The following is a 25718-nucleotide window of genomic DNA, read 5'->3' as shown; positions in this document are numbered from 1 at the left end:
GCACGACGGGCTAGTTGCGGCGAAAACGGTTCCGCCGCTCAGCTATCCACGCGAAATGGTCACGGTAGCCCCAATCGAACTGGGCAACGGCTTCTCGCCCTGGCTGCGGCAGCTCACCGTCGGTGTCGTAAATGTTGAGCTCGAACCCTTCCAATGGACCGGAGGGACCGACGAGAACCATCGACTGACAGATGCTGTCGTACAGCCCCTCCCACACGCGCACGAGGGTGTCGGTGATCTCGGGCTCGCTCAACGAACCGAGCGCACATTGGGCCAGAAACAGTGGCGCCACCTCACTGAACTCGGGCTCGGCGGCAAAAGTTCCAACCAGTGCCCGCTCGTCCTCACCGGTGACCGTGATTCGCGCGAGAACCGTTCCCTGCCGCCGTAACTCCCAGACAGCACCGATTTCCCTATCCACGGTGTGAGTGTAGATCCGGCGTTTGTCGTTACGGTCCTACCAGATTCGCGGGCTACCTCGTAGCACGCAGATCCCCGCACGCTCACCCCAGCAGTCGATCATGGTCGTCACCACGCCGCCGGGATCCAGTGCGTCGGACTCGCTGGCACTGCTCACCCGCTCGGCTTTCGTTGATCACGAATTCGAGAACGTTCGGCGATGACCACATCTATTCCGGCACAGTGAAAGCCTCGGTGATACCGCCGTCGAGCGGGATGGCGGCGCCGGTGATGAAGCCGGCATCGTCACTGGCCAGAAATGCGATGGTGCCGGCGGCCTCGTCGAGCGTGCCGAAGCGCCCCATCGGCCAGTGCACCAGGCGCTTCGCCAGCACACTCGGATTGCGTTGCAGGATCTCGCGCTGCGCAGGGGTCTCGATCGGCCCGAACAGCACGGCATTGACCCGCACTCCGCTGCGGGCGAGATGAACGCCGAGGTCTCGGCTCAATTGCACCACTGCCGCTTTGGCCGCCGCGTACGCCATCGGCGCGGTCGCTGACCCGACAGCAGCTAGGAACGACGCGGAGTTGATCACCGATCCACCGGACGGTTCGGTGTTCAACAGGTGCGGGATTCCGTGCTTGCAGGACAGGAAGATACTGGTCAGATTCGCATCCTGCGCGTCACGCCAGGTTTGCAGGCTCATCTCCAATATCGACCGATCACCGCGGTCCATCAAGCCCATGTTGTTGTAAATGACATCCAGGCGACCGTGGTCGCGAACAACGTCCCGGTACAACGCCTCGACCGCGGATTCGTAGGTGAGGTCGGCCTGCACCGCCTGCGCGCCGACCGAGTGAGCAAGTTTGTCGACGCCGACGACCAGCGCGCCCTCACTCGCGAAGCGGTCGGCAACGGCGCGGCCGATAAGGCTGGCGGCACCGTTGACGACGCACACCTTGCCGGCAAATCGTTCGGCCACTACGACCTCCACATCAACTCGACAGCATGCCCTCGCTCAATATCAGAAGGTACGTTCCCATGCTGGATCCGCTCGTGCGCGGCAACACCCTTGTGTTGATCTTCCTCGTTCGCGCGCTCTGCGGTCTTGCGCGGCGTTCGATCAGCGGTGCTCGGGTTGAGGATCTTCGTCGAATGCCTGGGCAACGGCGAGGCTGTCCTCGTAGACATGGTGGCGGGTGATGAGCCCGTCCTCGACGGTGAGGTGCAGAGCGAATCGGGAACGGTACGCACGCGCGGTAGGGCGTGCCGTCTGGCGAATCTCCCCCAGCACCACCGCGTCCGGGCCATCGATCAGAATCCGCTCGACCGTGGTCGCGGCGTGTTCAGGCACATGATGCCGAGCGATCTGGTCGTAATGCGCGGCGGCGTCGGCGCGGGTGGCGCGGGGACGAATCCACGGGGTCGCCGCTCGATCGTGCTCATGCTCAGGCCAATTCAGTTTCCAATCACTGACCGGGGCATACATCGCGGCCGTCGCATCCGAATCACCGGCACCGATTCGACGCAGCAGCTCTTCGACGACCGTACGGGTGGCGCTTGTTCCGACTTCGTTCATGCCACAATCCTGTTCGCCGCGGCGCGCATAGTCGATTACCCACGAGGTAATGCACCGCGCACGCCAGCCTGGCGCGTTCTCATCGGTTTCGGCATCGTTCTTCGACCATGTCGGCGAAGCTTCCTGCCAGCGGGCTGAGTGTTTCCCAGCGGCGGGCAGCCCATCCGACCGTCAGGGGTGGAAGGAATGGCAAGGGCTGAAATCGAATCGGTCGGTTCGCGGCGGCGGCGGAATCGTAGGGGAGGCAGGGAACGATGGCATGGCCCGCCCCGAGCTCAGCGAGCAGGACCGCGGTGTTCCAGTCTGCGACACCGCTTTCGGGCGCCAGTTGGATTCCGAGTCGGTTCAGTGCGGTGTCGAGATGGATGCGGGATACGGCGTTGTCCGGAAGTTGGATGTGTCGGATCTCGGTGAGATCGGCTGGTGTGATCGAGGACCGGTCAGCCAAGGGGTCGTCGTCTCGGATGGCCAGCACCCAAGGCAGTTCCACAACTGGGCGTTGTTCGATGCCGGGAATCGAATCGGCGATGGTTACCCACGCCAGGTCAACCACGCCCTCGGCGAGGGACTCGAAGCATCGCCGGCTGGAGATGATCGTGCGGAAATCGAGTCTCGCGTGGGGATGGCGTTGGCGGAAATCGACGACGGCTTCGGACATGAAATTCCGGATGGTTGTCGCGCCAGTTGTGATGCGGACGCAACCAACTTGGCCGCGGGCCATCTCACCGAGCTGGCGTAATGCCTGGTCCACCCCGACAATGCCATCCCGCGCTGCCGCGTACAGCACAAGCCCTTCCGAAGTGGGGGTCACACCATCGGGTCCGCGCTCGAGCAGACGCACGCCCGTTGCTTGTTCGAGCCGCTTGACGTGTTGGCTTACTGCAGGCTGGCTACACGCTAGGTCGCGGGCGACAGCACTGAGGTTGCCAGCCTGACAGACCGCCACAAATACCCTGAGGTCGTCGAAGGTTATCCGCACGAAACTCACCGTAATGTGTGCCCGCTGAAAGCTGAATCTTGGGGATTGCCAAGGTAAACCGAGGATTGACCGACCACGCACAGGTAGCTGATGATCTTTTCGGGCCCAGGGCGGCAACCCACCTCGCTTCTCCGGCTCATCCGGATCGGGACGGAGAATCAGAGGTGGGTGCCGACCCCCACATCGCACGACTCATCACCAATTGGCTCGGAGGGGATATGCACTCAGATGCTTCGCGACATCGGCGCTATGGCAGAGAAATGGTTGCGGATCGGTCGTCGATCCACCGGCGAGCGCTCATTACCTGGAGTGCGGTTTACCCGACCATCACGATCACGCTTGCGCTAATTGGACCCGCTACTGCCCACACACCGCTGCCCCTGCGCACGCTGTTACTCACCGTCATCGTGGTCCCAATCGTGGTCTACCTGCTGGTGCCGACCTTGACCGCCGCCTTCGATAGGACTGTGGAGAGCGCACATGCCCCGAAATGAACGGCCATCCGAAATCCTAAGTTCCGAAACGACATCGGACAGTCCCTTACTACGACGAGTCGGCATAACAAGTGGCGGTCGCCGAACCTACGAACCGCGCCTCGTCGAACTTCGCCGCCGCCTCGCCAACGACGGCGACGAGATCGTCGGGTGTTGGGGACTGACCGCGGCCTCTGCCGTGGATGGCTGTCGGTGGAAGCTGATAAGCCGACGCTGCGGCGGTCGTCACGCTCATCCTCGACGGCCTTCGCGCGCGCTGATTACACGACCCGCATTGCCGAGGTTACCGCCCGAACCAGCGCCGCCAGCCACCCCTTCGGCCGGCCTTAGCGCCCTGCGCGCGGGCCGCGAAGAAGTGCGGATCGGGCTCGCCGTATTCGTACTGCTGCCCCATTCCCCAACTGTCGTCAGGGTTCTTCTCGAACTCGTAGACCGCGCCGATCAACCCGGTCCCCGACTCCTTGTGCATCCCGACCAGCTGCACGATGGCCGCGTAGAGGTCCTCCGACAACTCGAGGTCGTCCCGGACGTCGGACGAGAAACCGATTCCGAGGGATTCGCCTTCGGGTGTCTGTTCGGGCCGGAACAGCAGCCTCGCTCCGGTGGCGTTCGCATCCAATAGCTCGACCGCGAGTTCGCCGATCGCGCTGTCAATCTCCATCTGCTGGAACAGATTCACCGTCCCACCCCCAACTCGTTCACGATGAAACACGTTCCAGGGATACTACGGATCGATCCGACCTATGAGGCACCCGATCGCTCGATGAGGTCGGCTACGGCGACGGGGTGGCTGAGGTACGGCGAGTGGCTGGTGTCCCAGGTCTCGGTGCGCGAGCAACGGGTGGCGAAGCGGTCCGGCAGGGGTGTGGCGATAGTCCGATCCTGTTGGCCGCGTAGGTAAATCGAAGGGGTGTCGTGCCAGCTCACGTGCGTGGGGGTGGCGGCGAAGATCGAGGGCGGTTCGGGGCGGAGCAAGTCGAGTGCACGGGTCGCTGTCGAGTCGTCGAGGTCGCCGTAGAGCTTCGCGCGGGCGTCAGCCGGGTCGAGGCGGAGTCGGCCTTCTGCATCCGGTGCGGCGAGTAGGCCCTCACCGGGCTCGCCTGGCGCCTGGGCGAGCAGCTCGGCGGGTGATTCGCCGACGTCGAGGATCCAGCTGTTGAGAAAGACCAATGCGGATGCGCCGCGCACGGTTCCCGCGGTGACGCCTCCGAACGAATGCCCCACCACCACAGGCGGTTTCGATGCCTCGGCGACGATGGCCTCGACCTTTTCGGTGCTTTCGGCCAGTGACAGTTCATAGAGGTCGGGCACCTGAACGGACAGGTTCCGGGAACGCAGTAGATCGGCGAGCGCGGCGTAGTGGGCGGGCTGATGCCAGGCCCCGTGCAGGATGATCACGTCGGTCACTTACGCACACTACCTCCGGAATGTCGGTGGGCTGCTGCATGATCAACACACACATCACCTCTCATGGATGGAGCGCCATGGCGATCACGAACAACCAGGTGGCGACCCGCATGTTCCTGCAACCGCTGTACGCGGACCCGTACTTCCCCGATCACGTTCTCGACAAGGGCACCGCGATCCTGCAACGCCTATGCGAGCGAATCGAGGCCGAAAACCCTTCGGATCTGGCGGCTTTGTACGAGCTCACCCAGGCCGCGACCGAAGAATTCAACGTCCTGGAAGCGGAGTTCGAGGCGGCCGGCAGCGAGATCGAGACGGTCGCGCGGGAGGAGATCGCCGAGGACTTCTCGTTCATCGCGGCCGCCTACAGTTTCACCGACGCCGATGCGGAGAAACTGATCGCCACCCGAGACTGGTGAGCGGGATCCGGTCCGGTGATACGGTTGCCACCTCGATAATCGTCCGTTGATTGACAGGTTGTGAGCTGGTTGGTGGCCGAATCCGTTGCTGTCGAAGGGGAATCCGGGCGGGGTGTGCCGCGGACTCGGCGGGGGGTGCGGACTCGGGAGGCGCTTATTGTCGCGGCTCGAGAGGTGTTCGAGCGGGATGGGTATCTCGATGCCCGGATTTCGGATATCTCCAAGGCGGCGGGGATGGCTTCGGGGTCGTTCTATACCTATTTCGACAGTAAGGAAGAGATTTTCGCGGCGTTGGTGGAGCAGGTGCAGGATGAGATGTTGCATCCGCATTTGCGGGAGCGCAGCGGGGTGACCGATGCTCGGACGCTGATCGAGATGGCGAATCGGGATTATCTGCTGTCGTACAAGCGCAATGCCCGGTTGATGGCGTTGTTCGAGCAGGTCGCGCATGTCGATGAGAATTTCCGGCGGATGCGGGTGGAGCGGGGTAAGGCGTTCGTGCAGCGCAATGCCCGGATGATTCGCGCGCTACAGGAGTCGGGGCAGGCGAGCGCGGAGCTGGATCCGACCATTACCGCGCATGCGCTGTCGGCGATGGTGAGCCGGATGGCGTATACGGTTTTCGTTCAGAATCAACGGATTTCGTTCGAGAAGCTGGTGGCGACGTTGACCCAGCTGTGGATCAACGGCTTGCAGTTGACCCCCGGGAACGACGGCTCCGTTTAGCCGATTTCGCGGGCGAAATCGATCAGAGCCGCGTTGACTTCGGTCGGACGCTGCTGCTGAATCCAGTGTCCCGCGCCGTCGAGAATGATCGAACCGCGCAGATCCGTAAGCACCGCAGGCATTTTCGCCAGCGGCGTGAATTGAATGACCGGATCGGCCGAGCCCGCGATGAACAGGGACGGCTGAGTGATTTTGGTATCGGCGAGATGCTCGGTGCGTTCCCAGCTACGGTCGAGATTGCGATAGTAATTGAGCCCGCCGGTGAAGCCCGTCGCGGTGAAAGTCTCTACGTAGTAATCGAATTCGTCCGGGGTGAGCCACGGCGGCAACGGCGGTTCGGCGGATTCGGTATCGAGGAAGCTCCGCGCGCTGAGCACCTCGTCTTGCAGCAGGGTGCGCCGCACGTCCGAGGCCAGCACCTTGTCCGCGACCCCGGGCTCCTGGAACCACACCATGTAGAAATCGTCGCCGAGCCGCGAACGCAGAATCGGCACCGGCGGCCGAGACGAGCGCGGCGTAGCCGGGACGCTCAACCCGGCGACCGCGCGCACCCGCTCCGGGTATTCGCGCGCCAGCTGCCAGACCACCGACGCACCCCAGTCGTGGCCGATGAAGATCGCGTCCTCGATCCCGCGGGCATCGAGCAGCCCGACCAGATCCGCGCACACAGTCAGAATGTCGTAGTCCTCGATCCGCTCGGGCCGAGAGCTGCCGCCATAGCCGCGCATATCGGGGGTGAGCGTGTGGAAACCCGCGTCGGCGAGCGCGAAAACCTGATGCCGCCAGGAGAATCCGAGCTCGGGGAAACCGTGGCAGAACACCACCGGAGCACCGTCGCCGTGCTCGACGACCCGCAGTTCGATGCCATTGGCCGCCACCTGGGCGCTGCCGAGTCGTTGCCAGTCCTGCCGTAGATCTCGTGCGGTCACGGTTGTCCTTCATCTCGCATGCTGAGCTACCGGTCCGGAGTGGAACACACGGTATGCAAAACTGACGCCGAGTTCAACTACGAGATGAATAGCGTTGTGCAGCAACGCTTTCACTGCGAGAGACTCCTACTCCCCCGTCCTGAGACCCTTGAATGCGGGCGCACGGGCGAGTAGACAGGCGAGATCATCAGAATCCGGGCACCGGATTCGAGCTTCCGACTCGACAAGGAGTACTCGTGCAGGTCGCGGGAAAGATCGCGGTGGTTACCGGTGGCGGCGGCGGTATCGGCGGTGCGCTGGCGGCACGATTGGTGCGCGAAGGGGCACGGGTGGTGGTCGCCGATCTCGATGCCGATGCCGCGGCGGGCGTCGCCGCCGCGATCAACCAGGACCACCCGGGAACCGCCGTCGCGGTCGGCGCGGATGTCTCCGATATCGCGCAGATCCAGGCGCTGATCACCCGTGCCGAGACCGAATTCGGCCCGGTCGACCTGTATTTCGCCAACGCCGGAGTAGCCGGACCCGTCGGCATCGGTGACGACGACCTGGCGTGGGCGACCACCATCGACGTCAACCTCCAAGCCCACGTGCGCGCGGCGCGGCTACTGCTGCCGGGCTGGCTCGAACGCGGCGAGGGCTACTTCGTCAGCACCGCGTCCGCAGCCGGTCTGCTCACCCAAATCGGTTCCGCCGCATACTCGGTCACCAAACACGCGGCGGTCGGATTCGCCGAATGGCTGTCGGTGACCTACGGCGATCGCGGCGTCCGGGTGAGTTGCCTGTGCCCGATGGGTGTGGAGACCCCGCTGCTGCGCGCGGGCGAGAACTCCGGCGATGCGCTCGGTGCGGCCGCGACCCGCGCGGTGACCTCGGCCGGTGCGGTACTGACCCCGGACGAGGTCGCCGAGATCGTGCTGGCCGCGATCGACGATGAGCGCTTCCTGATCCTGCCGCATCCCGAGGTGCTGGACATGTACCGCCGCAAGGGCGCGGACTATGACCGCTGGCTGTCCGGAATGCGGCAGTATCAGCAGCGCCTGCTGGATAGCGCGACTTCCTGAGAACCTGAATCCGGATTCGACATCCCGGATATCACCGCTGGTGAGCGCGCTACGCTGGCAACCATGTGTCGCGAGTCACAGACCCGTCCGCACCGCACACCCTTGACCCGTGAGGCCTGCGTCACGCATGGTGGCCATGACTTACCAAGCGCTTAGTAAGTGGCCCCGGCGCGGGTCGCTCCCTCGACGCGCGCCGGGTGCGCGACCACCCGGTCCGGATCGCCCGAACTCCGAAAGGACCACTCTGTGAACAGATTCGACGGCAAGACGGCGATCGTCACCGGCGCGAGCCGGGGCATCGGCCTCGGTATCGCGCAGCGGCTGGTGGATGAGGGCGCGAAGGTCGTGATCACCGCGCGCAAGCAGGAGGCGCTCGATGAGGCGGTCGCGGCCCTCGGTGGACCGGCGCACGCGCTGGCCGTCGCGGGCAAGGCCGATGACGCCGCGCATCAGGCCGAGACCGTCGCGCGCGCCATCGAAACCTTCGGCAGCGCCGATCTGCTGGTCAACAACACCGGCATCAATCCGGTCTTCGGGCCGATGGTCGACCTGGATCTGGCCGCGGCCCGCAAGATCGTCGAGGTGAACTGCCTGGCCGCGCTGTCCTGGGTGCAGCAGATCTACAAGGGCTGGATGCATGAGCACGGCGGCGCGATCGTGAACATCTCCTCGGTGGCGGGCACCAAACCCGCACCGGGCATCGGGTTCTACGGCGCGAGCAAGGCGATGCTCATCCACATCACCCAGGAGCTCGCGGTCGAACTCGGTCCCGATATCCGGGTCAACGCGGTCGCCCCGGCGGTGGTCAAGACCAAATTCGCCAGCGCGCTCTATGAAGGCCACGAAGCCGAGGTGGCGGCGAACTATCCGCTCAAGCGGCTCGGCGTACCCGAGGACATCGGCGGCGTGGTGGCGTTCCTGCTCTCGCAGGACGCGAGCTGGCTGACCGGACAGCTGGTGGTCGTCGACGGCGGCGTCACGCTGACCGGCGGCGTCTAACACCCCCTGAACACTCACTTTCCCCCGGAACACTCACTCGAGGAGAGAACACCATGAGCACTGAGCCCCAGCGGATCGCGATCGTCACGGGCGCGGCCCGCGGTATCGGCGCGGCCGTCGCCCGCCGCCTGGCCGATGACGGACTGGCGGTGGCCGTCCTGGATCTGGACGAAAACGCTTGCAAGACAGTCGTGGACGAGATCGTCGCCGCCGGTGGGCGCGCACTCGCCGTCGGCGCGGACGTCTCGGACGAGACCGCGGTCGCACAGGCCGTGGAGCGTGTGGCCACCGAACTGGGCGCGCCGACCGTTCTGGTCAACAACGCGGGCGTGCTGCGCGACAATCTGCTTTTCAAGATGTCCGTCGACGACTGGGACACCGTCATGAACGTGCACCTGCGGGGGTCGTTCCTGATGTCGCGCGCGGTGCAGGCCCACATGATCGAGCAGAAGTGGGGACGCATCGTCAACCTGTCGAGCACCTCGGCGCTCGGCAACCGCGGGCAGGCGAATTACGCTGCGGCCAAGGCGGGTTTGCAGGGATTCACCAAGACCCTGGCGTTCGAGCTGGGCAAGTTCGGCGTCACCGCGAACGCCATCGCACCCGGTTTCATCGAGACCGATATGACCGCGGCCACCGCCGCGCGTGTGGGCGTGCCGTTCGAGGACTTCAAAAAGGCTGTGGTGGCGACGATTCCGGTCGCGCGCGCCGGACAGCCGGACGACATCGCGCACACCGCATCGTTTTTCGTGAGCGAAGGCGCGGGATTCGTTTCCGGTCAGGTGATCTACGTGGCCGGCGGACCCAAGAACTGAATACGGAAGGACCTCGAGCGATGAAGACTTTCGATGGCCTGGGTGAATTGGAGAAGGCGGTCGGCACCCATCTCGGGTACAGCGACTGGCACACCATCACCCAGGAGCGGATCAACCTGTTCGCCGACGCGACCGGGGACCACCAGTGGATCCACGTCGACCCGGAGCGAGCGGCGGCGGGACCGTTCGGCACCACGGTGGCACACGGTTTCCTGACGCTGTCGCTGCTGCCGATGCTGGCCGGGGAGGTCTACACCGTCGAGGGTCTGTCAATGGGAGTCAACTACGGCGCCAACAAGGTTCGGTTTCCCGCCCCGGTCCCGGTGGGTTCCCGGGTGCGCGCGGGCATCGAGCTGATCTCGCTCACCCCGGCGAGCCTGGGGTTCCAGGCCGTGAGCAAGGTGACCGTGGAGATCGAGGGCGTGAGCAAACCGGCCTGCGTGGTCGAGAGCGTCGCGGTGCTGGTGCCGTGATGAGTTCAGCCGACACCGCTTTGCCGGGACTGGATCTCGATCGGCTCGCCGACTGGCTGGCCGCGCATCGGCCGGAACTGGCGCAGGGGCCGTTGCGCGGGGAGTTGATCGCCGGTGGGAAATCCAATCTCACCTATGCGATCACTTCTGGCACAACGTCATTCGTGCTGCGCCGCCCGCCGCTGGGCCATGTGCTGGCAACCGCGCACGATATGACCCGCGAACATCGGGTGATCAGCGCGCTGGCCGATACCGATGTTCCGGTGCCCGATACCTACGCGCTGTGCGAGGACACCGAAATCATCGGTGCGCCTTTCTATTTGATGGAGCTGGTGGCCGGGACGCCGTACCGACGCGCGCGTGAGCTCGAAGCACTGGGCCCGGAGCGTACGGCTGCGATCTCGGCCGGATTGATCGATACCCTCGCCGCGTTGCATTCGGTCGATCCGGTTACGGTCGGGCTCGGTGACTTCGGGCGGCCCGAGGGTTTCCTGGAGCGGCAGGTGCGGCGCTGGAAGAAGCAGCTCGACGCCTCGTACTCCCGGGAGCTGCCCGCCGCCACCGAATTGCATGAGCTGCTGGCCAAATCCGTACCGCCGCAATCTGCTTCACGCATAGTGCACGGGGACTACCGACTGGATAATGTGCTGGTCGATGCGAGCGATCGTGTTGCGGCAGTGCTTGATTGGGAAATGGCGACCCTGGGTGATCCGCTCACCGATATCGGCCTGCTGCTGGTGTACCAGCGGATGGGCACGCACCATATCCCCGGCGTGACCGATGTGGCCGCGGCGCAGGGCTTCCTGGGCGAATCGGAGATGCTGGATCGCTATGCTCATCGCGCAGGCCTGGATCTGACCCATATCGGGTTCTATGTCGCCTTGGCCTCGTTCAAGCTCGCGGTGATCGCCGAGGGCATCTATTACCGCTTCATTCACGGCCAGACCGTGGGCGCGGGTTTCGACACCATGGGCGACATGGTGGATCCGCTGCTGCGCGCCGGAATCGCCGCCCTCCAACAGGATCAGGAGTAGAGATGTTCGAGCTTTCGGACAAGGCCGTGCGCTACCGCGATGACCTGCTCGCCTTCATGGACGAGCACGTGTATCCCGCAGAACCCGTCTTCGAAGCGCAGATGGCCGAATCCGGTGACCCGCACTATCATCCGCCGATCCTCGAGGAGCTCAAGACCGAGGCACGCAAGCGCGGGCTGTGGAATCTGTTCCATCCGCATCCCGAACTCGGTGCGGGACTGACCAATTCCGAATACGCACCGCTCGCCGAGATCATGGGCCGCAGTGCGCATCTCGCGCCCGAGGCCACCAATTGCAGTGCGCCCGATACCGGGAATATGGAGGTGCTGACGCTGTTCGGCACCGAGGAGCATCGGCGCGAGTGGCTTGCTCCCCTGCTCGCCGGGGATATCCGCTCCGCGTTCGCCATGACCGAACCGGCGGTCGCGAGTTCCGATGCCACGAACATCCAATTGCGGATGGATCGCGATGGTGACGATTACGTGCTCAACGGCCGTAAGTGGTGGACCTCCAACGCATTACACCGCAATTGCAAGGTGCTCATTGTGATGGGCAAGACTGATGTCGAGGCGGCGACGCATCGCCAGCAGTCCATGATGGTGGTGCCGATCGATACTCCCGGGGTGACCGTGGTGCGCGGGCTGACCGTCTTCGGCTACCAGGATCGCGAAGGGCACGCCGAGGTCGTGTTCGACAATGTCCGGGTTCCGCGCACAGCGTTGCTGGCCGGGGAAGGTGACGGGTTCATGATCAGCCAGGCACGGCTGGGACCGGGCCGCATCCATCACTGCATGCGGGCCATCGGCATGGCCGAGCGGGCGCTGGACCTGATGATCGATCGGGCGCAGTCCCGCACGACTTTCGGTGCGCCGGTGGCGGATCGGGCCAATATCCAGGACTGGATCGCCGAGTCCCGGATAGAGATCGAGATGGTGCGGCTGCTCACGCTCAAGGCCGCGTATCTGATGGACACCGTCGGAAACAAGAACGCGCGCACCGAGATCGCTGCCATCAAGGTCGCCGCTCCGGAGATGGCGCTCAAGGTGATCGACCGGGCCATTCAGGTGCACGGTGGCGGTGGCGTGTCCGGGGACTTCCCGCTGGCCGCCATGTACGCGCATGTGCGGACGCTGCGGCTGGCGGATGGGCCGGACGAGGTGCACAAGCGCACCATCGCCCAGCGCGAACTGCGTCGCCGCGATCCGTCCTGGGGCCGGAAAGGCTGAGGGGCCCAAGTGAATTCGACTTATTCGACCTATTGGAGAAGGAGTCCCGCATGACGAAAACCCAGCAGGTACTGCTGGCCGAACGGCCGACCGGGCTGTCCACCGCGGACACCTGGAATGTGACCACGACCGAACTGCCCGCGCTCGAGTCGGGCCAGATTCTGGTGAAGATCTCCTTCATCTCACTGGATCCGGCCATGCGCGGCTGGCTCAATGACGTCCGCTCCTACCTGCCGCCCGTCGGTATCGGTGAGGTGATGCGCTCCCTCGACATCGCCACGGTCGTCGAGTCCACGCATCCGGACTTCGCGGTCGGCGATACGGTCAGCGGCACGTTCGGGGTCACCGAGTACGCCATCAGCGACGGCCGGGGCGTGCAAAAGGTCGATCTGAACGTGGCCTCGGGTCCCACCTGGCTTGGCACGCTCGGAATGCCCGGTATGACAGCGTATTTCGGCCTGCTCGAGGTCGGCAAGCTGAAAGAGGGCGACACCGTGCTGGTATCGGCGGCCGCGGGCGCGGTCGGCAGCGTAGCCGGTCAGATCGCGAAGGCCAAGGGCGCCACCGTGATCGGGATCGCGGGCGGTCCGGAGAAGTGCCGAATGCTCACCGAGGAACTGGGTTTCGACGCCGCCATCGACTACCGCGCGGGAAATGTGCTGCGGCAGATCCGCGAAGTCGCTCCCAAGGGCATCGACATCTACTTCGACAATGTGGGTGGTGAGATCCTCGACGCCGCGCTGGCGAACCTGCGCCGCGGGGCACGCGTGGTGTTGTGCGGTGCGATCTCGGCCTACAACGAGCAGAAGCCCCCGCCCGGGCCGTCCCGCTACATGTCCCTGCTGGTCTTCCGCGCGTCCATGATCGGTTTCGTGGTCTTCGACTACGCCGACCGCTACCCCGAAGCCGGTGCGCAACTGGCGCAATGGATCGCCGAGGGCCGCATCAAGAGCCGCGAACACGTCGTCGAAGGCGGTGTCGCCCAGTTCGGTGACACCCTGAACATGCTGTTCACGGGCGCGAACACCGGCAAGCTCGTCCTGGCGCTCTGATCCGGCAGCGTCCCCCGCCTACCACGCCGGGGGACGCTCCCCGCACACATCCCGCCTGACATGTCACGATCCGACCGATGGGAGACTGGCCAGGTGACCGAACCAGCCGACCGCTCGCGCGCGGACGACACCCGCGCCCGGCTGCTCGACGCCGCCGTAATCGCCTTCGCCGAACGCGGCTTCCACGGCTCCACCACCCGCGACGTCACCTCGATCGCGGGCCTGAGCACCGCCGCGATCTACGTCCACCACCGCTCCAAAGAGGAACTCCTCTACCAGATTTCGCATAGCGGCCACCTGCACACGCTCGAGCGCGTACGGACGGCGATCGCCTCATCCGAGGACCCAACCGAACAGCTCATCGCCCTCATGCGGGACTTCGCCATCCACCACGCCCGCGCCCACACCGTCGCCCGCGTCATCAACTACGAACTCGCCGCCCTCTCCCCCGAGCATCAGCGCGAGATCAAAGACATCCGGCACGCAATCGACACCGAAGTCCGCACCGTGATCGAAACCGGCGTAGCCGACGGCTCTTTCGACAATCCCAACCCGCATATGGCCACGGTCGCCATCCTGTCGCTCGGCATCGACATCGCCCGCTGGTATCACGACAACGGCCCCTGGACCCCCGAGGACCTCGGCGACTACTACGTGGACCTCGCCCTGCGCATCGTCGGCGCTCGGCCCCCGAACCAGCGATGAACCTGCTGTAGTCAACGTGGCTCAATGAGGGTCTCGAGAATTGACGCCGCACATGAACACGCGATCAATCCGGAACTCCGAGTCGTGACCTGAGCAATTGGACAAGCGGGCCGAGGTCGGCGGCGGGGAGTGCCGCGATCTCCGCCGCAAGACGCTCGAGCCGGGCTCGACGGTCCTCCGCCGGTTCCGATGGCATCGTCACCCGTTGCAGCACAACAAGTCCGATCATTTGCTCGGCGATCTGTTCGAGAATCCTGAGCTCGCGCCCCTTGCGGAAAGTGTCGGGCTGAAGCTCCAGTTCCAGCGCGGCCATCTCCCTGAGTTCCTTGGGTTTGCGGCCGCGCGTGCCCGGGCTCGGCCCGAACAGCAACAGACCGGCTCGGCCGAATTGACCACCGCCCAATCCGTCGATTGCCTGGCGTAACAACCGTTCAATGGCCGCGGGTTCATCACTGCCCAGCACAACTCGGGACACATCGGCGATCGTGGGCACCGGAGTCACACGCAGGCGCGTCATCCCGCGGCGACGTAGCAGCGTGAGCTCGTTGATGATGCGGGTTCTCATGTCCGCCACGTCGCTCGATGCCACGGTTCCCGATTTTGCCCCAGAAGTGTCCTGGTAGTGCCCGAAGCCGGGCCGAGCCGCACGTGCACGGTGGTTCTACACCCCGAACGAGCGGAGGAGCAGGAGATGCCGGAAGGTGCGACGGCGGGCGGTGACCACTCGATCGGTGCGGTTACGACCCTCCCCGGCGATCCCGCATATAGTCCCGATCCCGCTCGCGGGATCGGGACGGCGACCCATCTACCTGCAAATACAGCTTCAAACGGCCGCTGCGGGGATGCGGGGTCGGTGCGGGATGCGCCTGGGGCGGCAAAGGTTTCCCGTATGCAGTGGACTTACGGCGCCGACCCGAACGGCGTGCTGTCGATCTCGGACATCCTGCCGGAGGCCGATCGGCGTGCCGACTGGAGTCGAGTCCGTGCCCTGTTCGAACAGCAGATCCGGATCGCGGACAGCGGTGGGACGACCCCGGCGGAGCTGAGGGACGCGTTCTCCGATGCCGTCGAGCAGATCGCGACCAGTTACACCGACCGGGAAGCAGATCTTGCCCTCCATGCCCTGGCTGTCCTCGGCGATGTCGAATGCGCGGAGTTCATTGATGACGCGTTGCGCCGCAAGCACTATGACGACGACAGATTCGGGCGCGACACAGTGGCCGAAGGACGCCGTCGTCCGTCACCCTATGAAGCCATAGTCGAAACATGCAGGCGCGTTCGTGACGCGCGGCAGCTGTGCATGGCGCTGCGTGGCACCGGGACGTCGGGTCTGCTCATCGGGTCGGTGAGCTACGGGCGGTACCACAACGTCCGCGGCAACAGGCTCGGCACATCGGCCTCGGACCTGGATTGCCTTGTGATCGCTCAGGACTCCGAAATCCTGGACCGGATCACGACCGGAATCGCCGCCGTCCCGGGCCTCACCGCCGCGGAAGTCGATCGTTTCGATGACCGAACACGGTTGTTCCGCAGGGACTTCGATGACGGAAAAACTGTCTTCAGCCACAAGTTTCGGCTGTGGTCGGACACAACACCGGATGCGGTGCTACCGATCACGGTCGCGCCGGTCGAGTATCAGCTCAGCCTCCACATCATGAGTCTGCCTGTGCTGGAACGCATTCTCGTGTCCGGGACTCCCCGACTGTTGCGCGAACTGATGGGCGTTCGCCGGACGGTCCGGGACTATCGACAGACGCAAGCCACCCGGCAGGATGAAGTGTTCGACTTCAGTGGCCGACGCGACGCGAGTCCACTCGACGCCGACGAGGTGGAAGGTGGTTGGTTGATCGCGCCACGCGTGTATCACCTCGACCAATTCGACAGCTACTTCCCGGGGTTCTACCAAACAATGCTGTTTCCGCGGCCCACGACGCTGTGGGATGAACTCGGCATCGCCGCGGTTATCGATGAATTTCAGCGCAAGATCTCCGAACGCCTGCGGTACGAAGCCACGCGGCGGCCCTCCACACTTCTGCGGCACGATTTCGCCCATGTTCGGCGTACAGTGTTCGCGCCCAGTGTCATCCGATCTCTGCAGAGTCGAGATCACTCCTCATGAACCCATGCCGCCAGCGCTGCGGCCGATCTATCACCGGCTGCGATGGCTCGCGCGGGCCGATCACCGATTTCGAAATCGTTTGCCAGACCCAGTTCGGCGCGGGCATGAAGGACGAATTCCCTTTCCGCGGTCCAGAGTTCGGTGAACCGCTCGCTCGGGATGGAATCCAGGCCATGCGACGCACGGGCGGCTGCCAGCGCCCGGGCGCTACGTACCATCGAGTTCGCCGCCCGCACGGTGTCGGAGCGGTCAGCGGTCAAGCGCAGCGTGGTCTTGGTGGCGTCCAAACGTTCTCGGTAGACGGCACCGGACGCATCGAAGAACGGCATGGGATCGTGGGGCTCGATAGGACGCATCACGATGGTGATCGTCGTGGTCGGTATCAGGACATAACCGACGTATGCACGAACCGCGTTGACATGGTCCGTGTACGCGGCCAGACGAATATCGCGCCACTGCCGTTGGCGATCACGACGCCAAAGGCGGTCCTGCGCCCGGAGCGTGATCCAGCCGCCGAGACCGGCGGAAATCAAGGCCGTCACTGCCGTTACGATGACAGTCATCCACCACCCCAAAGATGTTCTACATGCGCAGATTCCGCACTTAGATACTACATCCGACCCTCGGTTTCCAGGGTCGCGAGCCGAGGCTCGGAGGTTCGCGTTTGACACATCGACAGTCGGTCGTCGAGCTCGTTCGTCACTATCTCGAACAGCACCGCCGTAGCCGGACCTACGATGAGATCGCCGCGGAGCTGCTCGATCGTACGGGCATCGGCAGTGACACCTCGATCAGTGCATGGCGCAAGGGATCACGTACTCCGGCCAAACAACAGGTTCAGGCGCTTCGCGAGATAGTCGGCTGTGCATGCCACGAATACGCCGAAGGCGCGATCGACGCGGCTTACCTCAGGGATCCCGGGAAGGCGACCACGAGCCGCGTGCGGAAGACCGGCAATCGGACGGCGCGGCGCGGCGCGGCATTCCAGGACCGGTCGCCCGCCACTCCTGAGCCGCCGGATGAGCGCGAGGACGACGGATCCGAATGGAGTCGGCTGCGCACCAGAGTGATCCGCGCCAACGAGGTGAATCGGACGACCGCGCGGCCGGACATCATCCCGAGCGTGGATCGCCTCGGGCAGTTCTCGGAAAAGCTGCGTTGTGAGCCGGATGAAGTCCGTAGTCCACTTGCCTTGGTCGGCGAGGGCGGCCTCGGCAAGAGCGTGCTTTTGGGTCAGCTGTTCGACTACCGCGCCGCCGGACACGGCAACAGCTCCACGTGGTTCCTGCCGTGCAGCCGCATCCCTGTTTCCGCACAGCTCGACACCTACGCCGATATCGATCGCGAACTAGGCGCCGTAGCGCTCGGCGCCCGCGATAGCGTGGGAGCGAATCGACTCGAAACATATTCGCTCACCGAACTTCTCGCCAATGTTCCGCCCGCCGAGCGGCCCCTCGTCCTCGTCGATACGGTCGATCTCGTCGTGCGGGAGGACAACGCCGACCACGTCGCCGATCTGCTCGCACAGCTGGCGAGATTGACACGGCTGGGGTGGACATGCCGTGAGCAGGAATGGAACGACTACCTCAAGAACGAGCGGGCTACGGTCGAAACCCTGTATCCCATGCCGACTCTCGACCGATCAGACATCGAGGCGTGGGCGCAAGCCTATGTGGGCGCGGCGGATGTTCCCGCCGAACTCGGGCGGTCGTTCGTCGAGAGCCTGATCGGTTCGCAAAGTCCAGCGGGCATTTTGGAAATCTGCGCCTCCCCGCTGCGCTTGGCTATGGCCTGTGAGATCTACGCAAAGACCGGGACGATACCGGAGCACCTCACGGTGACCAAGTTGTACAACCAATACTGGGACCGCGTGATCGCCGAGGACCGGCGGGGCCGTCGTACCGCTGGCGCCCGAGCACAGGAGGCAGTGGCGGAGGCGATCGCGGCGCAGATGTGGATGGCAAGCGGGTCGCGGCTCGCTGTGGAGATCGGGCCCGATGCCGTCTCCCGCGGTAGGCCGCTGCAACGGCTGTCGAGCGCAGGCGTGGTGACCTCGGTAGGCGGGCGCCTCGGGTTCTTTCACCAAACCTACGCCGAGTTCGCCATCGCACGGCATCTGGCTCGGGCCGGATCACCTGACGATCTCCGCCGGTTGCACGATGCACTGACCGGATCCGGGGTATCCGCGTTCTCGGCGGTGGCGCGGCACATGGTGATGCTCGAGTGCACCGACCACCGCTACGCCGAATTGGCGACCGGAATACCCGACACGACGGTCGAAGGCGTGCGGTTGCATTTCGCCGGTGCCTTCAATCGCGGCTCGCCCGAGCTCGTCGCACAGGTCCATTCGCGTATCGGGGTGACCTCACGGCCGCTCCTGCTCGACTGTGTCGACGTACTGGCCTCCGCGACTTCGAAATGCGCAGCCGCGGCACTCGCCGTCGTCGTCGACTGTTTGTCCGGAGAAACTACGCGCGACCAGGCGGCACCCGCCGACTCCTTGGTACATGCCGCGGGAAGGACAGCATCGACGCTGTATCGGCGAATGGATCCGGCGGAACAAGCCCACGGGCTGGCAAAGGCGTTGGACGGACTATTGGACGCGAGTGGAGGCGCCGACAAAGGAGCGCGATCCTCTGTACTTTCGCGTTTCGTCTCGGACGTACTGGCAGGTGCCATCGGAGACGATTCGCTCCGCGTCCTGATCGATCGATACACCTTGCTGCCCGAAGCCACTCGCGCACGCATCCTCGCCGCCATCGCCGCCCTGCCGCGAGATCGCGGGCACGACGAAAGCCTGTTGGCCGTCGCAGTCCAGCACGCGTGCCCGTCCGGCGCGGTCGATCATCTGGTCGGGCTGGTCGCGCGTAATTGGTCCGATACTGATTTGCGCGACACACTCGGCTGGCAGTCCTGGAAGGCGTTCCTGGACCTGCGGCTGAAGGAACGGTGGGATGCCTGCCAAGTTCGGGTCGTCTCCGGGATGTGCGCGGATCCCGTGATCGCCACGGAGGTTGTCGATACCTTCTTCGGTGCGGGCAAAGCTGTCACTGATCGGTACACCAACGTCGCGAAGTTCATCGCCGAGCACCATCAAGACCTCGTGGTGGACGCTGTTCTACATCTCGATGCCAAACTCGATGGAGCACAAGTGGGTCTGGCCTGCACCGTGCTCAACTTCATTGCCGACCGACTCACCTCCACCGAACGCGCCACCGCTCTCACACTGCTCGGCCACTGGCTGACCTACGACGAGCGGCGAGTACGCCCGACCATGATCAAAGTATCGGACTCGGAGATTCCGCTGCTGCTCCAACGCATTGCCGAACTGCGCGACCGGGCAGCCGCCGACAGCCATGCACACAGCGTAATCCGGAGTGCCGTAGACACTTTCATGAACGCGCTGCCGGATTCGGTGCTCAGCCGAATCGCGGACGATCTACGACCACTCGTCGGCGGCGGCGATCCTGAGGATCGGTGGCGGCGAGCCCGTCTGGACGGCCTGGTCGCGGCCTATTCCGATACCGCGCGCGAGCGAGCGGCCGCCGAGATCCGAGCGGGGGGTGTGAAGGGTGCCACCGCGGCTGCCAACGGCGTAGTCACCTCCGCAGCCGCGAGAGCCGAAACGACCCTCTCGGAGTCCGAAATTGATTGGATGGCAAAACTTTTGGAGTCACCGCACGCGAACGCGGTGCGGGTTATCGCCACACAATTGCACACGCTGCACCCAATCCGTCCGCTCTCCGGCAGGCACACCGAGCTGGTGGTGCGGCGGCTCACCAACGCACTGACACGCGACGATCCACAGACTGTTGGTGCGCTGCTGGATCTGCTCACCGATCTGGAACGGACCGTAGGCCTGCCCGATTCGACGGTGCTCCAGATCATCGACGCGTTTCGACATGAAGTCGAGTCTCGGTTGTCACCGGAGAGCCCATCCCCGCGGCGATCGGATCTGCCCGCTCTGTTCAATCAATACAAGCGGTCGGTCAGCGCTCTGGGCGTGCGCCACCTCACCAACGAGCAACTCGAGCGACTGGTCACCGAACTGCTGCAGACCGTCGATATCGGCAGAATCGCCGGGCGCACTGAGCGGGTGCTGGCGCACCTCCTCATCGTCGTCTCCGAGCGAGATCCACGGCTGCTGAGCGTGCTCGAGAGGTTGTGGCCGGACATTTCCGACGCCAACAAAGCCGCCATCGCCGAGTGCTTCATGGTTAAGGAGACCGGCTCGTTGGGAGTTCGCAGCCGTGCGCTGGCCGCCCGCTCCGACTGTCCCATCGAGGTGAAGAATGCGATCTATCGGAAATTCCCGTGACGGGCATCGATTTCGGATGCTAGCTCACGCTACGTGACACGTCCGAATCGGAATCGCGGCGCTGGCCGCGTTCCAGGTTCGGGCGCATTTCTGCTGGTAGCGGCTATTGTTGGCTTCGCTCACGCCTGCGGGCGGATTCTCGACTGTCTTGGGATTTGCCTGGATGCGATCGGAGGCCGCTGTGAACGCGTCGCGCGACTGGAGCGACGAGATGGTCACTTCGGCGCAATGGCTGTTGATCACGGTCGCGATCACGGGGGTCGTGTTCCTGATGGTTGCGTCGGTGCTGCTGCGGATGACGCAGTGGGGCAGGCATTTTCGCGGTGTCACCGGTGACTACTTCACCGGCGGGGCAGCGGTGCGGAGTCTGCCGTTCATAGGTGTGCTGCTGTTGAGTGCGGTGTTGTCGGTTCGGGTGAAGGTGTTGCTGTCCTATCAGGGCAACGATATGTTCTCGTCGCTTCAAAACGCGGCTGCAGCGATTGGGGGCGGAGACGGCGGGGCGCTGGACACCGCCGAACGCGCGTTTTGGCATTCGTTGATGGTGTTCGCTGTGCTCGCGGTGATCGAGGTGGTGCGGACGCAGCTGGACTTCTATCTCGGGCAGATATTCGAGATCGGGTGGCGTGATTGGTTGACCGAGCGCATGTCCGGGGCTTGGATCGATCAGCAGGCCTACTACCGGGGGCGGTTCATCGACGAGCCGATCGACAACCCTGATCAGCGTATTCAGCAGGATGTCGGGGACATGATCTCCGGGGCGCGGTCGTTGTCGCTGGGGGCGGTCACGGCGGTGGTGTCGGTGGTGTCGTTCACTCGAATTCTGTGGGATCTGTCCCAGCCGCTGAGTATCGCGGGCTTCGAAATTCCCAGGGCCATGGTGTTTCTGGTCTTCGCCTACGTGTTGGTGGCGACATCGATCGCGTTCCGGATCGGTCGCCCGCTGATCCAGCTCGGATTCGATTATCAAGCTGCGACAGCGAACTTCCGCTATGCGCTGGTCCGGTTGCGCGACAATGCCGAGCGGGTCGCGTTCTATCGAGGCGAGGAGACCGAAAGGCGTTCCCTGCGGGCGCTTTTCGCCGAGGTGCTGCGTGTCTATCGCCGTCTGGTGTACTTCACCACCCGGTTCATCGGCTGGAATCAAGCCGCCACCGAGACAGCCTCGGTACTGCCGTGGCTCCTACAGGCCTCCCAATTCTTCTCCGGCAGGCTAACTCTCGGCGATGTCCAGCAAACCGGTACGGCATTCGGGCAGATCCAGGGCTCACTGTCCTTCTTCCGCAACAACTACAGCAGCTTCGCCGCGTTCCGGGCGACGCTACTGCGGCTCGAGGGACTGCTCGAGGCGAGCGAGCAATCCCGCGAACTACCTCGGATTGGGGTGCGTGCGCTCGATCAGTCGGTGGAGCTCAGCGCGGTGCACGTCTATCGACCCGACGGCGGGATCCTGGTCCAGGATCTGAACCTGCTGCTGCAAGCGGGCGATGCGGTGGTCGTGCGCGGACTCTCCGGCACCGGTAAGACAACCCTGTTGCGCGCGATCGCCGAAATGTGGCCCTACGCAGATGGTGTCGTCGGCCGCCCCGACACCCCCGGCACCTTGTTCATCTCCCAACTGCCGTACCTCCCGCTGGGCGACCTACGCGCGGCTCTCACCTATCCCGCCCCACCAACCACCGCCACGGACCCCGAGCTGCAGTCTGTGCTGACCAAAGTGCAGCTCGGCCACCTCGCCGATCGGCTGGACGACCAAGCCGACTGGGCAACCATCCTGTCCACCGGGGAACAGCAGCGCCTGGCCTTCGCCCGGATCCTCCTCATCCGCCCGTCGGTCGCGTTCCTGGACGAGGCAACCTCCGCGGTAGACGAAGGACTGGAATTCGCCCTCTACTCCCTGATCCGCACCGAACTCCCCAACCTCATCCTGATCAGCACCGCTCACCGCCGCACCGTCGACCAACACCACACCGCCACCCTCGAACTCACCAGCGGCGGCGAGTGGTCGTACCGACCCTCACTCACGAAATGATTCGCACTGACCTCGCGCCGAAAGGGAACTCGACCGCGAGACAATCGAATCGTGAATCCATTGAGCCACAACGGTAATAACCGGGGCTTGAGTATCGAAGCTGTCCACTGGCACCTCGCGCGAGAGGACGCACAACGGGCTGCGGTCTCCACGCGCGCGGGAGCCATTCTGAGCGCGAACACCCTTGTCATCGCTGGGACAGCGCTTGCCTTTTCACTGAAAGGCACACGACCGCTGAGCATTTGGGTATTCGCGCCTGCGCTCGGTGCGCTCGTCCTGGTCGGAGGCTCCGTCGTCTGCGCGACGCAAGCACTGGTAATGCTGCGAAGTTCCGAACGACGGTTCAGCCAACCACGCACCGCCGCCTCAACGTTATACAGCCTGTCTCGTATCAGTCGAGAGTGGCCGACCTTTGAGGGGTTCCGAGCCGCGATGGTCGACCAATCGCCCGAGCAGCAGCTCCGCGGAGCTTTGGATGAACTCTGGCGTCACTCCCACCTCCACCTCTTCCGATACCGCAGACTTCGCCAGGCAACCTGGCTGTTGCTGCTGGCAATCAGCGTGCTCCTCGTAACGGTCATTTCGGCCGCGTTGTCGTACTGACGAGCGCGACCTAGGCGATGCTCGCCTGGTGGCCGAGCGCGGTTATCTGCTCAGAGCAGATCGGGTGGGAGGGGCCGGTGATGCTCGGTAGGGTCCGGTACATGGAGATCGTTTCCCTACTGCCGCAGCTGACGGCCTTTCGGTTTTCCCAGGTCAACGACCTCAATGTCTATGTGTGGAATGACGGCGGTGTGCTGACTCTGATCGACACCGGGCTGCCGGGGTCGGCGGATGAGATCGAAAAAGGGCTTGGGAGTTTGGGATTCACTCGTGAGCAGGTGCGGCGGGTGATTCTCACCCATGCCCATGACGATCACATCGGCTCGGCGGCCGATCTCGCCGAATGGGGAGCCGAGATCTGGGCACATCATGCCGACGCCGACATCGTGCGGGGCGACCGCCCGCAGCCTGCTCCGGTGCTGCGTGAGTGGGAACTTCCGATCGCCGAGGCTCTCGAGCTGGGACCGAGTCCGCGCCCGGCCCCGGTACACCGCGAGCTGCGCAGCGGTGAGGTGCTCGAATTCGGCGGTGGCGCTGAGGTTCTGGCGGTCCCCGGCCATACCGCAGGCAGCCTGGCACTCCACCTACCGCAACACCGCGTGCTGTTCACCGGGGACACGCTTGCCAACGTGCGCGGTCTCACCATGCCGGGTGTGTTCAACCTCGACAGTGCAGCCGTCGAGGCGGCCGCACGCCGACTCGCCGAACTCGACGTCGATGTCGTCTGCGTCGGCCACGGTAGTGAGCTCACCGGTGCGGCCCTGCGCGCCTGGCAGGGCCGGGAGTAGGAACTCTGTCGCTCGTCGCCGCTCTGGCGATCCTGTCAACGCAGCGGGATCTCGAGATGAACGGTTTGGAATCGGCGGTCAGGGGCGCGGTCGTCGTGGATGACGGTGCCCAGGGATTTCCAGAAGGCTAGTGCGCCTGGGACGCTCGCGTCGGTGTGTAGGTAGAGGCGCTCGAACGTTGGTGTGCGGCGGGCGAATTCGATGGCCATATGGACGAGGGTGGTGGCTAGGCCGTGGCGGCGGTGGGCGGGGCGGACGTAGACGCGGAAGAGTTGGGCGGTGGTGTGGTCGGGGAAGTGGGCGGTGAGCCAGGCGGGGTGGGGTGGGGTTTGGGGGCCTCGGGCGCGGATGGCGGTGGTGGCGATGACGCCGTCGTTGGGGTGGCGGGCTATCCATAGGCGCTGGTGGGGGTGGGAGAGGTAGGCGCGGGCGGGGTTGATGACGTCGTCGTGGTGGGCGGGGAGGTAGCCGTAGCCGAGGTCGGTGTAGAAGGTGTCGAGCATGACGCTGCGGGCGCCGGGGAGGTCCTCGGGCAAGGCGGCGCGGAGGAGGTAGTCGGTCATCGGAGGGCTCCCAGTTTGGTCGAGAGGACCTCGAGGCCCTGGACGGCTACCGGGCCGGGGCCGGTGTAGCCGAAGGGGACAGCGATCAGGTGGTCATCGCGAATCGCGGTGAGCGAGGACAGTTCTGGGCGGTTACGCAGAGCTTGGCGTACGGAGTCGGGGGTTTGGTCGCCCTGGGTCAGGACGATGAGGACGTCGGGGTTGCGGGCGATGAGGGTTTCGGTGTTGGCTTCGAAGTTGCGTTTGGCGACGTCGCCGAAGATGTTGTCCAGGCCCAGGATTCCCATTTGGGTGTGCACGGTGCTGGTGCTGCCGTAGGCGCTGAGGGTGGAGCCGTCACGGGACAGGATGAGGGCGGCGGCGGGACGGGTCGGTGCTCCCGGTCGGTGCTTATCCGATACCGCCGCGACGCGTGCACGCAAGGCGGCGACAGTGTCATTCGCCTGTTTCTCGGTACCGAAAAGCTTTCCGTACAACTCGATGTCGGCGAAAACATCCTCATAGGTGCCTGCGGCGTTCTTGCAGTAGCCGCGAGTGATCAGCAGCGGAATGCCCGCGGTGGAGAGGTCTTCGGGTTTGACGGCCGCGCCTTCGAAGCTCACCACTACGTCGGGGCTGCGGGCGATGATCTGTTCGCGGGCGAGATCGGCTGAGGGCGTTATCATTTCGGCGTGCTGCAAGGCGTCCGCGTACTCGCCGGGGAAGGGCGCGGTTTCGAAGGTTCGGGTCACGACGCGGTCCGCGGCCCCGGCGGCGGCGATGAGCGGCGCGGCGACCGATCCTACGGTCACCACCCGGGTGGGCGGGCGTTCGAAGCGTACGTCCCGGCCGCAACTGGAAATGGTGAGCGGGAACGCGCCGTCGGTAGGCGTGGCATCCACGGAATCCAGTGCGCCGCAAGAGGTCAAGGCGATGACCACGGTGACGGCTACCGGAACAGCGGGGAAGGCCCGAGCGAGCAGGGTGGAGACGGACATGTTCAGGGGTCCCTATCGGT

General features: G+C 64.6%; 26 protein-coding genes. 15 read left to right on the top strand and 11 right to left on the bottom strand.

Translation table 11 applies throughout. The features are described from left to right. Positions 1-10: 10 nt before the first annotated feature. The 6 genes from ACFVUS_RS29330 to ACFVUS_RS29305 form a co-directional block, all read right to left on the bottom strand. Positions 11-421 carry a hypothetical protein gene (locus tag ACFVUS_RS29330; protein WP_387773468.1) on the bottom strand — a complete coding sequence of 137 codons (411 nt, stop codon included), beginning with the start codon at positions 419-421 and terminating at the stop codon, positions 11-13. A 208-nt stretch (positions 422-629) separates the two neighbouring features. Next, positions 630-1382 (bottom strand): SDR family oxidoreductase, encoded by a 753-nt coding sequence (locus ACFVUS_RS29325; RefSeq protein WP_387773465.1) that lies wholly within the window; start codon positions 1380-1382, stop codon positions 630-632. A 141-nt stretch (positions 1383-1523) separates the two neighbouring features. Further along, positions 1524-1979: a nuclear transport factor 2 family protein gene (locus ACFVUS_RS29320; protein ID WP_387773462.1), complete on the bottom strand. Its 456-nt coding sequence runs from the start codon at positions 1977-1979 to the stop codon at positions 1524-1526. Between the two features lie 79 nt (positions 1980-2058). Beyond that, positions 2059-2958, bottom strand: a complete 900-nt coding sequence (locus ACFVUS_RS29315; protein WP_387773459.1) for a LysR family transcriptional regulator — start codon at positions 2956-2958, stop codon at positions 2059-2061. Positions 2959-3735: 777 nt separating this feature from the next. Then, positions 3736-4113: a hypothetical protein gene (locus tag ACFVUS_RS29310; RefSeq protein ID WP_387773456.1), complete on the bottom strand. Its 378-nt coding sequence runs from the start codon at positions 4111-4113 to the stop codon at positions 3736-3738. Positions 4114-4193: 80 nt separating this feature from the next. Next, positions 4194-4859, bottom strand: a complete 666-nt coding sequence (locus ACFVUS_RS29305; protein WP_387773453.1) for an alpha/beta hydrolase — start codon at positions 4857-4859, stop codon at positions 4194-4196. Positions 4860-4936: 77 nt separating this feature from the next. Here ACFVUS_RS29305 and ACFVUS_RS29300 point away from each other — a divergent pair, with 77 nt between their 5' ends. Both ACFVUS_RS29300 and ACFVUS_RS29295 read left to right on the top strand, forming a co-directional pair. Further along, a complete protein-coding gene (locus ACFVUS_RS29300; RefSeq protein WP_387773450.1) occupies positions 4937-5278 on the top strand; it encodes a DUF5713 family protein in 342 nt (113 codons plus the stop codon). A gap of 60 nt (positions 5279-5338) precedes the next feature. Continuing rightward, entirely contained in the window at positions 5339-6004 is a 666-nt protein-coding gene (locus ACFVUS_RS29295; RefSeq protein ID WP_387773447.1) for a TetR/AcrR family transcriptional regulator, read from the top strand. Here ACFVUS_RS29295 and ACFVUS_RS29290 read toward each other — a convergent pair. Continuing rightward, positions 6001-6933 (bottom strand): alpha/beta fold hydrolase, encoded by a 933-nt coding sequence (locus tag ACFVUS_RS29290; protein WP_387773444.1) that lies wholly within the window; start codon positions 6931-6933, stop codon positions 6001-6003. The genes ACFVUS_RS29295 and ACFVUS_RS29290 overlap by 4 nt on opposite strands. 236 nt (positions 6934-7169) lie before the next feature. Here ACFVUS_RS29290 and ACFVUS_RS29285 point away from each other — a divergent pair, with 236 nt between their 5' ends. The 8 genes from ACFVUS_RS29285 (at position 7170) to ACFVUS_RS29250 (ending at position 14298) form a co-directional block, all read left to right on the top strand. Continuing rightward, entirely contained in the window at positions 7170-7994 is an 825-nt protein-coding gene (locus ACFVUS_RS29285; RefSeq protein ID WP_387773441.1) for an SDR family oxidoreductase, read from the top strand. Positions 7995-8240: 246 nt separating this feature from the next. After that, complete coding sequence (locus ACFVUS_RS29280) at positions 8241-8993, top strand: SDR family oxidoreductase (protein ID WP_387773438.1); 753 nt, start codon at positions 8241-8243, stop codon at positions 8991-8993. 53 nt (positions 8994-9046) lie between these two features. Then, entirely contained in the window at positions 9047-9808 is a 762-nt protein-coding gene (fabG, locus tag ACFVUS_RS29275; RefSeq protein WP_387773435.1) for a 3-oxoacyl-ACP reductase FabG, read from the top strand. Between the two features lie 20 nt (positions 9809-9828). Next, complete coding sequence (locus ACFVUS_RS29270; protein WP_387773432.1) at positions 9829-10281, top strand: MaoC family dehydratase; 453 nt, start codon at positions 9829-9831, stop codon at positions 10279-10281. Next, positions 10281-11315, top strand: a complete 1035-nt coding sequence (locus tag ACFVUS_RS29265) for a phosphotransferase family protein (RefSeq protein WP_387773429.1) — start codon at positions 10281-10283, stop codon at positions 11313-11315. The genes ACFVUS_RS29270 and ACFVUS_RS29265 overlap by 1 nt, the downstream gene beginning before the upstream one ends. Positions 11316-11317: 2 nt before the next feature. Then, positions 11318-12541, top strand: coding sequence for an acyl-CoA dehydrogenase family protein (locus ACFVUS_RS29260; protein ID WP_387773426.1), 1224 nt, complete (start codon positions 11318-11320; stop codon positions 12539-12541). 50 nt (positions 12542-12591) lie between these two features. Next, positions 12592-13593 (top strand): NADP-dependent oxidoreductase, encoded by a 1002-nt coding sequence (locus ACFVUS_RS29255; protein WP_387773423.1) that lies wholly within the window; start codon positions 12592-12594, stop codon positions 13591-13593. 93 nt (positions 13594-13686) lie between these two features. Then, positions 13687-14298 (top strand): TetR/AcrR family transcriptional regulator, encoded by a 612-nt coding sequence (locus tag ACFVUS_RS29250; RefSeq protein WP_387773420.1) that lies wholly within the window; start codon positions 13687-13689, stop codon positions 14296-14298. A gap of 64 nt (positions 14299-14362) precedes the next feature. On the opposite strand, the gene ACFVUS_RS29245 is transcribed toward ACFVUS_RS29250, so the two are convergent. After that, positions 14363-14887: a hypothetical protein gene (locus ACFVUS_RS29245; RefSeq protein WP_387773417.1), complete on the bottom strand. Its 525-nt coding sequence runs from the start codon at positions 14885-14887 to the stop codon at positions 14363-14365. Positions 14888-15187: 300 nt separating this feature from the next. Here ACFVUS_RS29245 and ACFVUS_RS29240 point away from each other — a divergent pair, with 300 nt between their 5' ends. Beyond that, entirely contained in the window at positions 15188-16417 is a 1230-nt protein-coding gene (locus ACFVUS_RS29240) for a hypothetical protein (RefSeq protein ID WP_387773414.1), read from the top strand. Here ACFVUS_RS29240 and ACFVUS_RS29235 read toward each other — a convergent pair. Continuing rightward, entirely contained in the window at positions 16405-16980 is a 576-nt protein-coding gene (locus tag ACFVUS_RS29235; protein WP_387773411.1) for a hypothetical protein, read from the bottom strand. The two genes, ACFVUS_RS29240 and ACFVUS_RS29235, sit on opposite strands and share 13 nt — an antisense overlap. Positions 16981-17540: 560 nt before the next feature. On the opposite strand from ACFVUS_RS29235, the gene ACFVUS_RS29230 reads away from it, so the two are divergent. From ACFVUS_RS29230 to ACFVUS_RS29215, 4 genes are all read left to right on the top strand, one after another. Beyond that, positions 17541-20735: a hypothetical protein gene (locus ACFVUS_RS29230; RefSeq protein ID WP_387773408.1), complete on the top strand. Its 3195-nt coding sequence runs from the start codon at positions 17541-17543 to the stop codon at positions 20733-20735. A gap of 181 nt (positions 20736-20916) precedes the next feature. Continuing rightward, on the top strand, positions 20917-22767 hold the full coding sequence (locus ACFVUS_RS29225) for an ABC transporter ATP-binding protein/permease (protein WP_387773404.1): 1851 nt from the start codon (positions 20917-20919) through the stop codon (positions 22765-22767). A gap of 51 nt (positions 22768-22818) precedes the next feature. Continuing rightward, on the top strand, positions 22819-23370 hold the full coding sequence (locus ACFVUS_RS29220; protein ID WP_387773401.1) for a hypothetical protein: 552 nt from the start codon (positions 22819-22821) through the stop codon (positions 23368-23370). A gap of 101 nt (positions 23371-23471) precedes the next feature. Further along, entirely contained in the window at positions 23472-24158 is a 687-nt protein-coding gene (locus tag ACFVUS_RS29215; protein ID WP_387773398.1) for an MBL fold metallo-hydrolase, read from the top strand. 35 nt (positions 24159-24193) lie between these two features. On the opposite strand, the gene ACFVUS_RS29210 is transcribed toward ACFVUS_RS29215, so the two are convergent. Together ACFVUS_RS29210 and ACFVUS_RS29205 are read right to left on the bottom strand one after the other, a co-directional pair. Then, a complete protein-coding gene (locus tag ACFVUS_RS29210; protein WP_387773395.1) occupies positions 24194-24721 on the bottom strand; it encodes a GNAT family N-acetyltransferase in 528 nt (175 codons plus the stop codon). Continuing rightward, complete coding sequence (locus ACFVUS_RS29205; protein WP_387773392.1) at positions 24718-25698, bottom strand: ABC transporter substrate-binding protein; 981 nt, start codon at positions 25696-25698, stop codon at positions 24718-24720. Before ACFVUS_RS29205 ends, ACFVUS_RS29210 begins: the two co-directional genes overlap by 4 nt. Positions 25699-25718: the final 20 nt, after the last annotated feature.

This window comes from Nocardia sp. NPDC058058 (genome assembly GCF_042885355.1).
GTDB lineage: Bacteria > Actinomycetota > Actinomycetes > Mycobacteriales > Mycobacteriaceae > Nocardia.
This window is presented reverse-complemented; position numbering and strand designations above follow the sequence as displayed.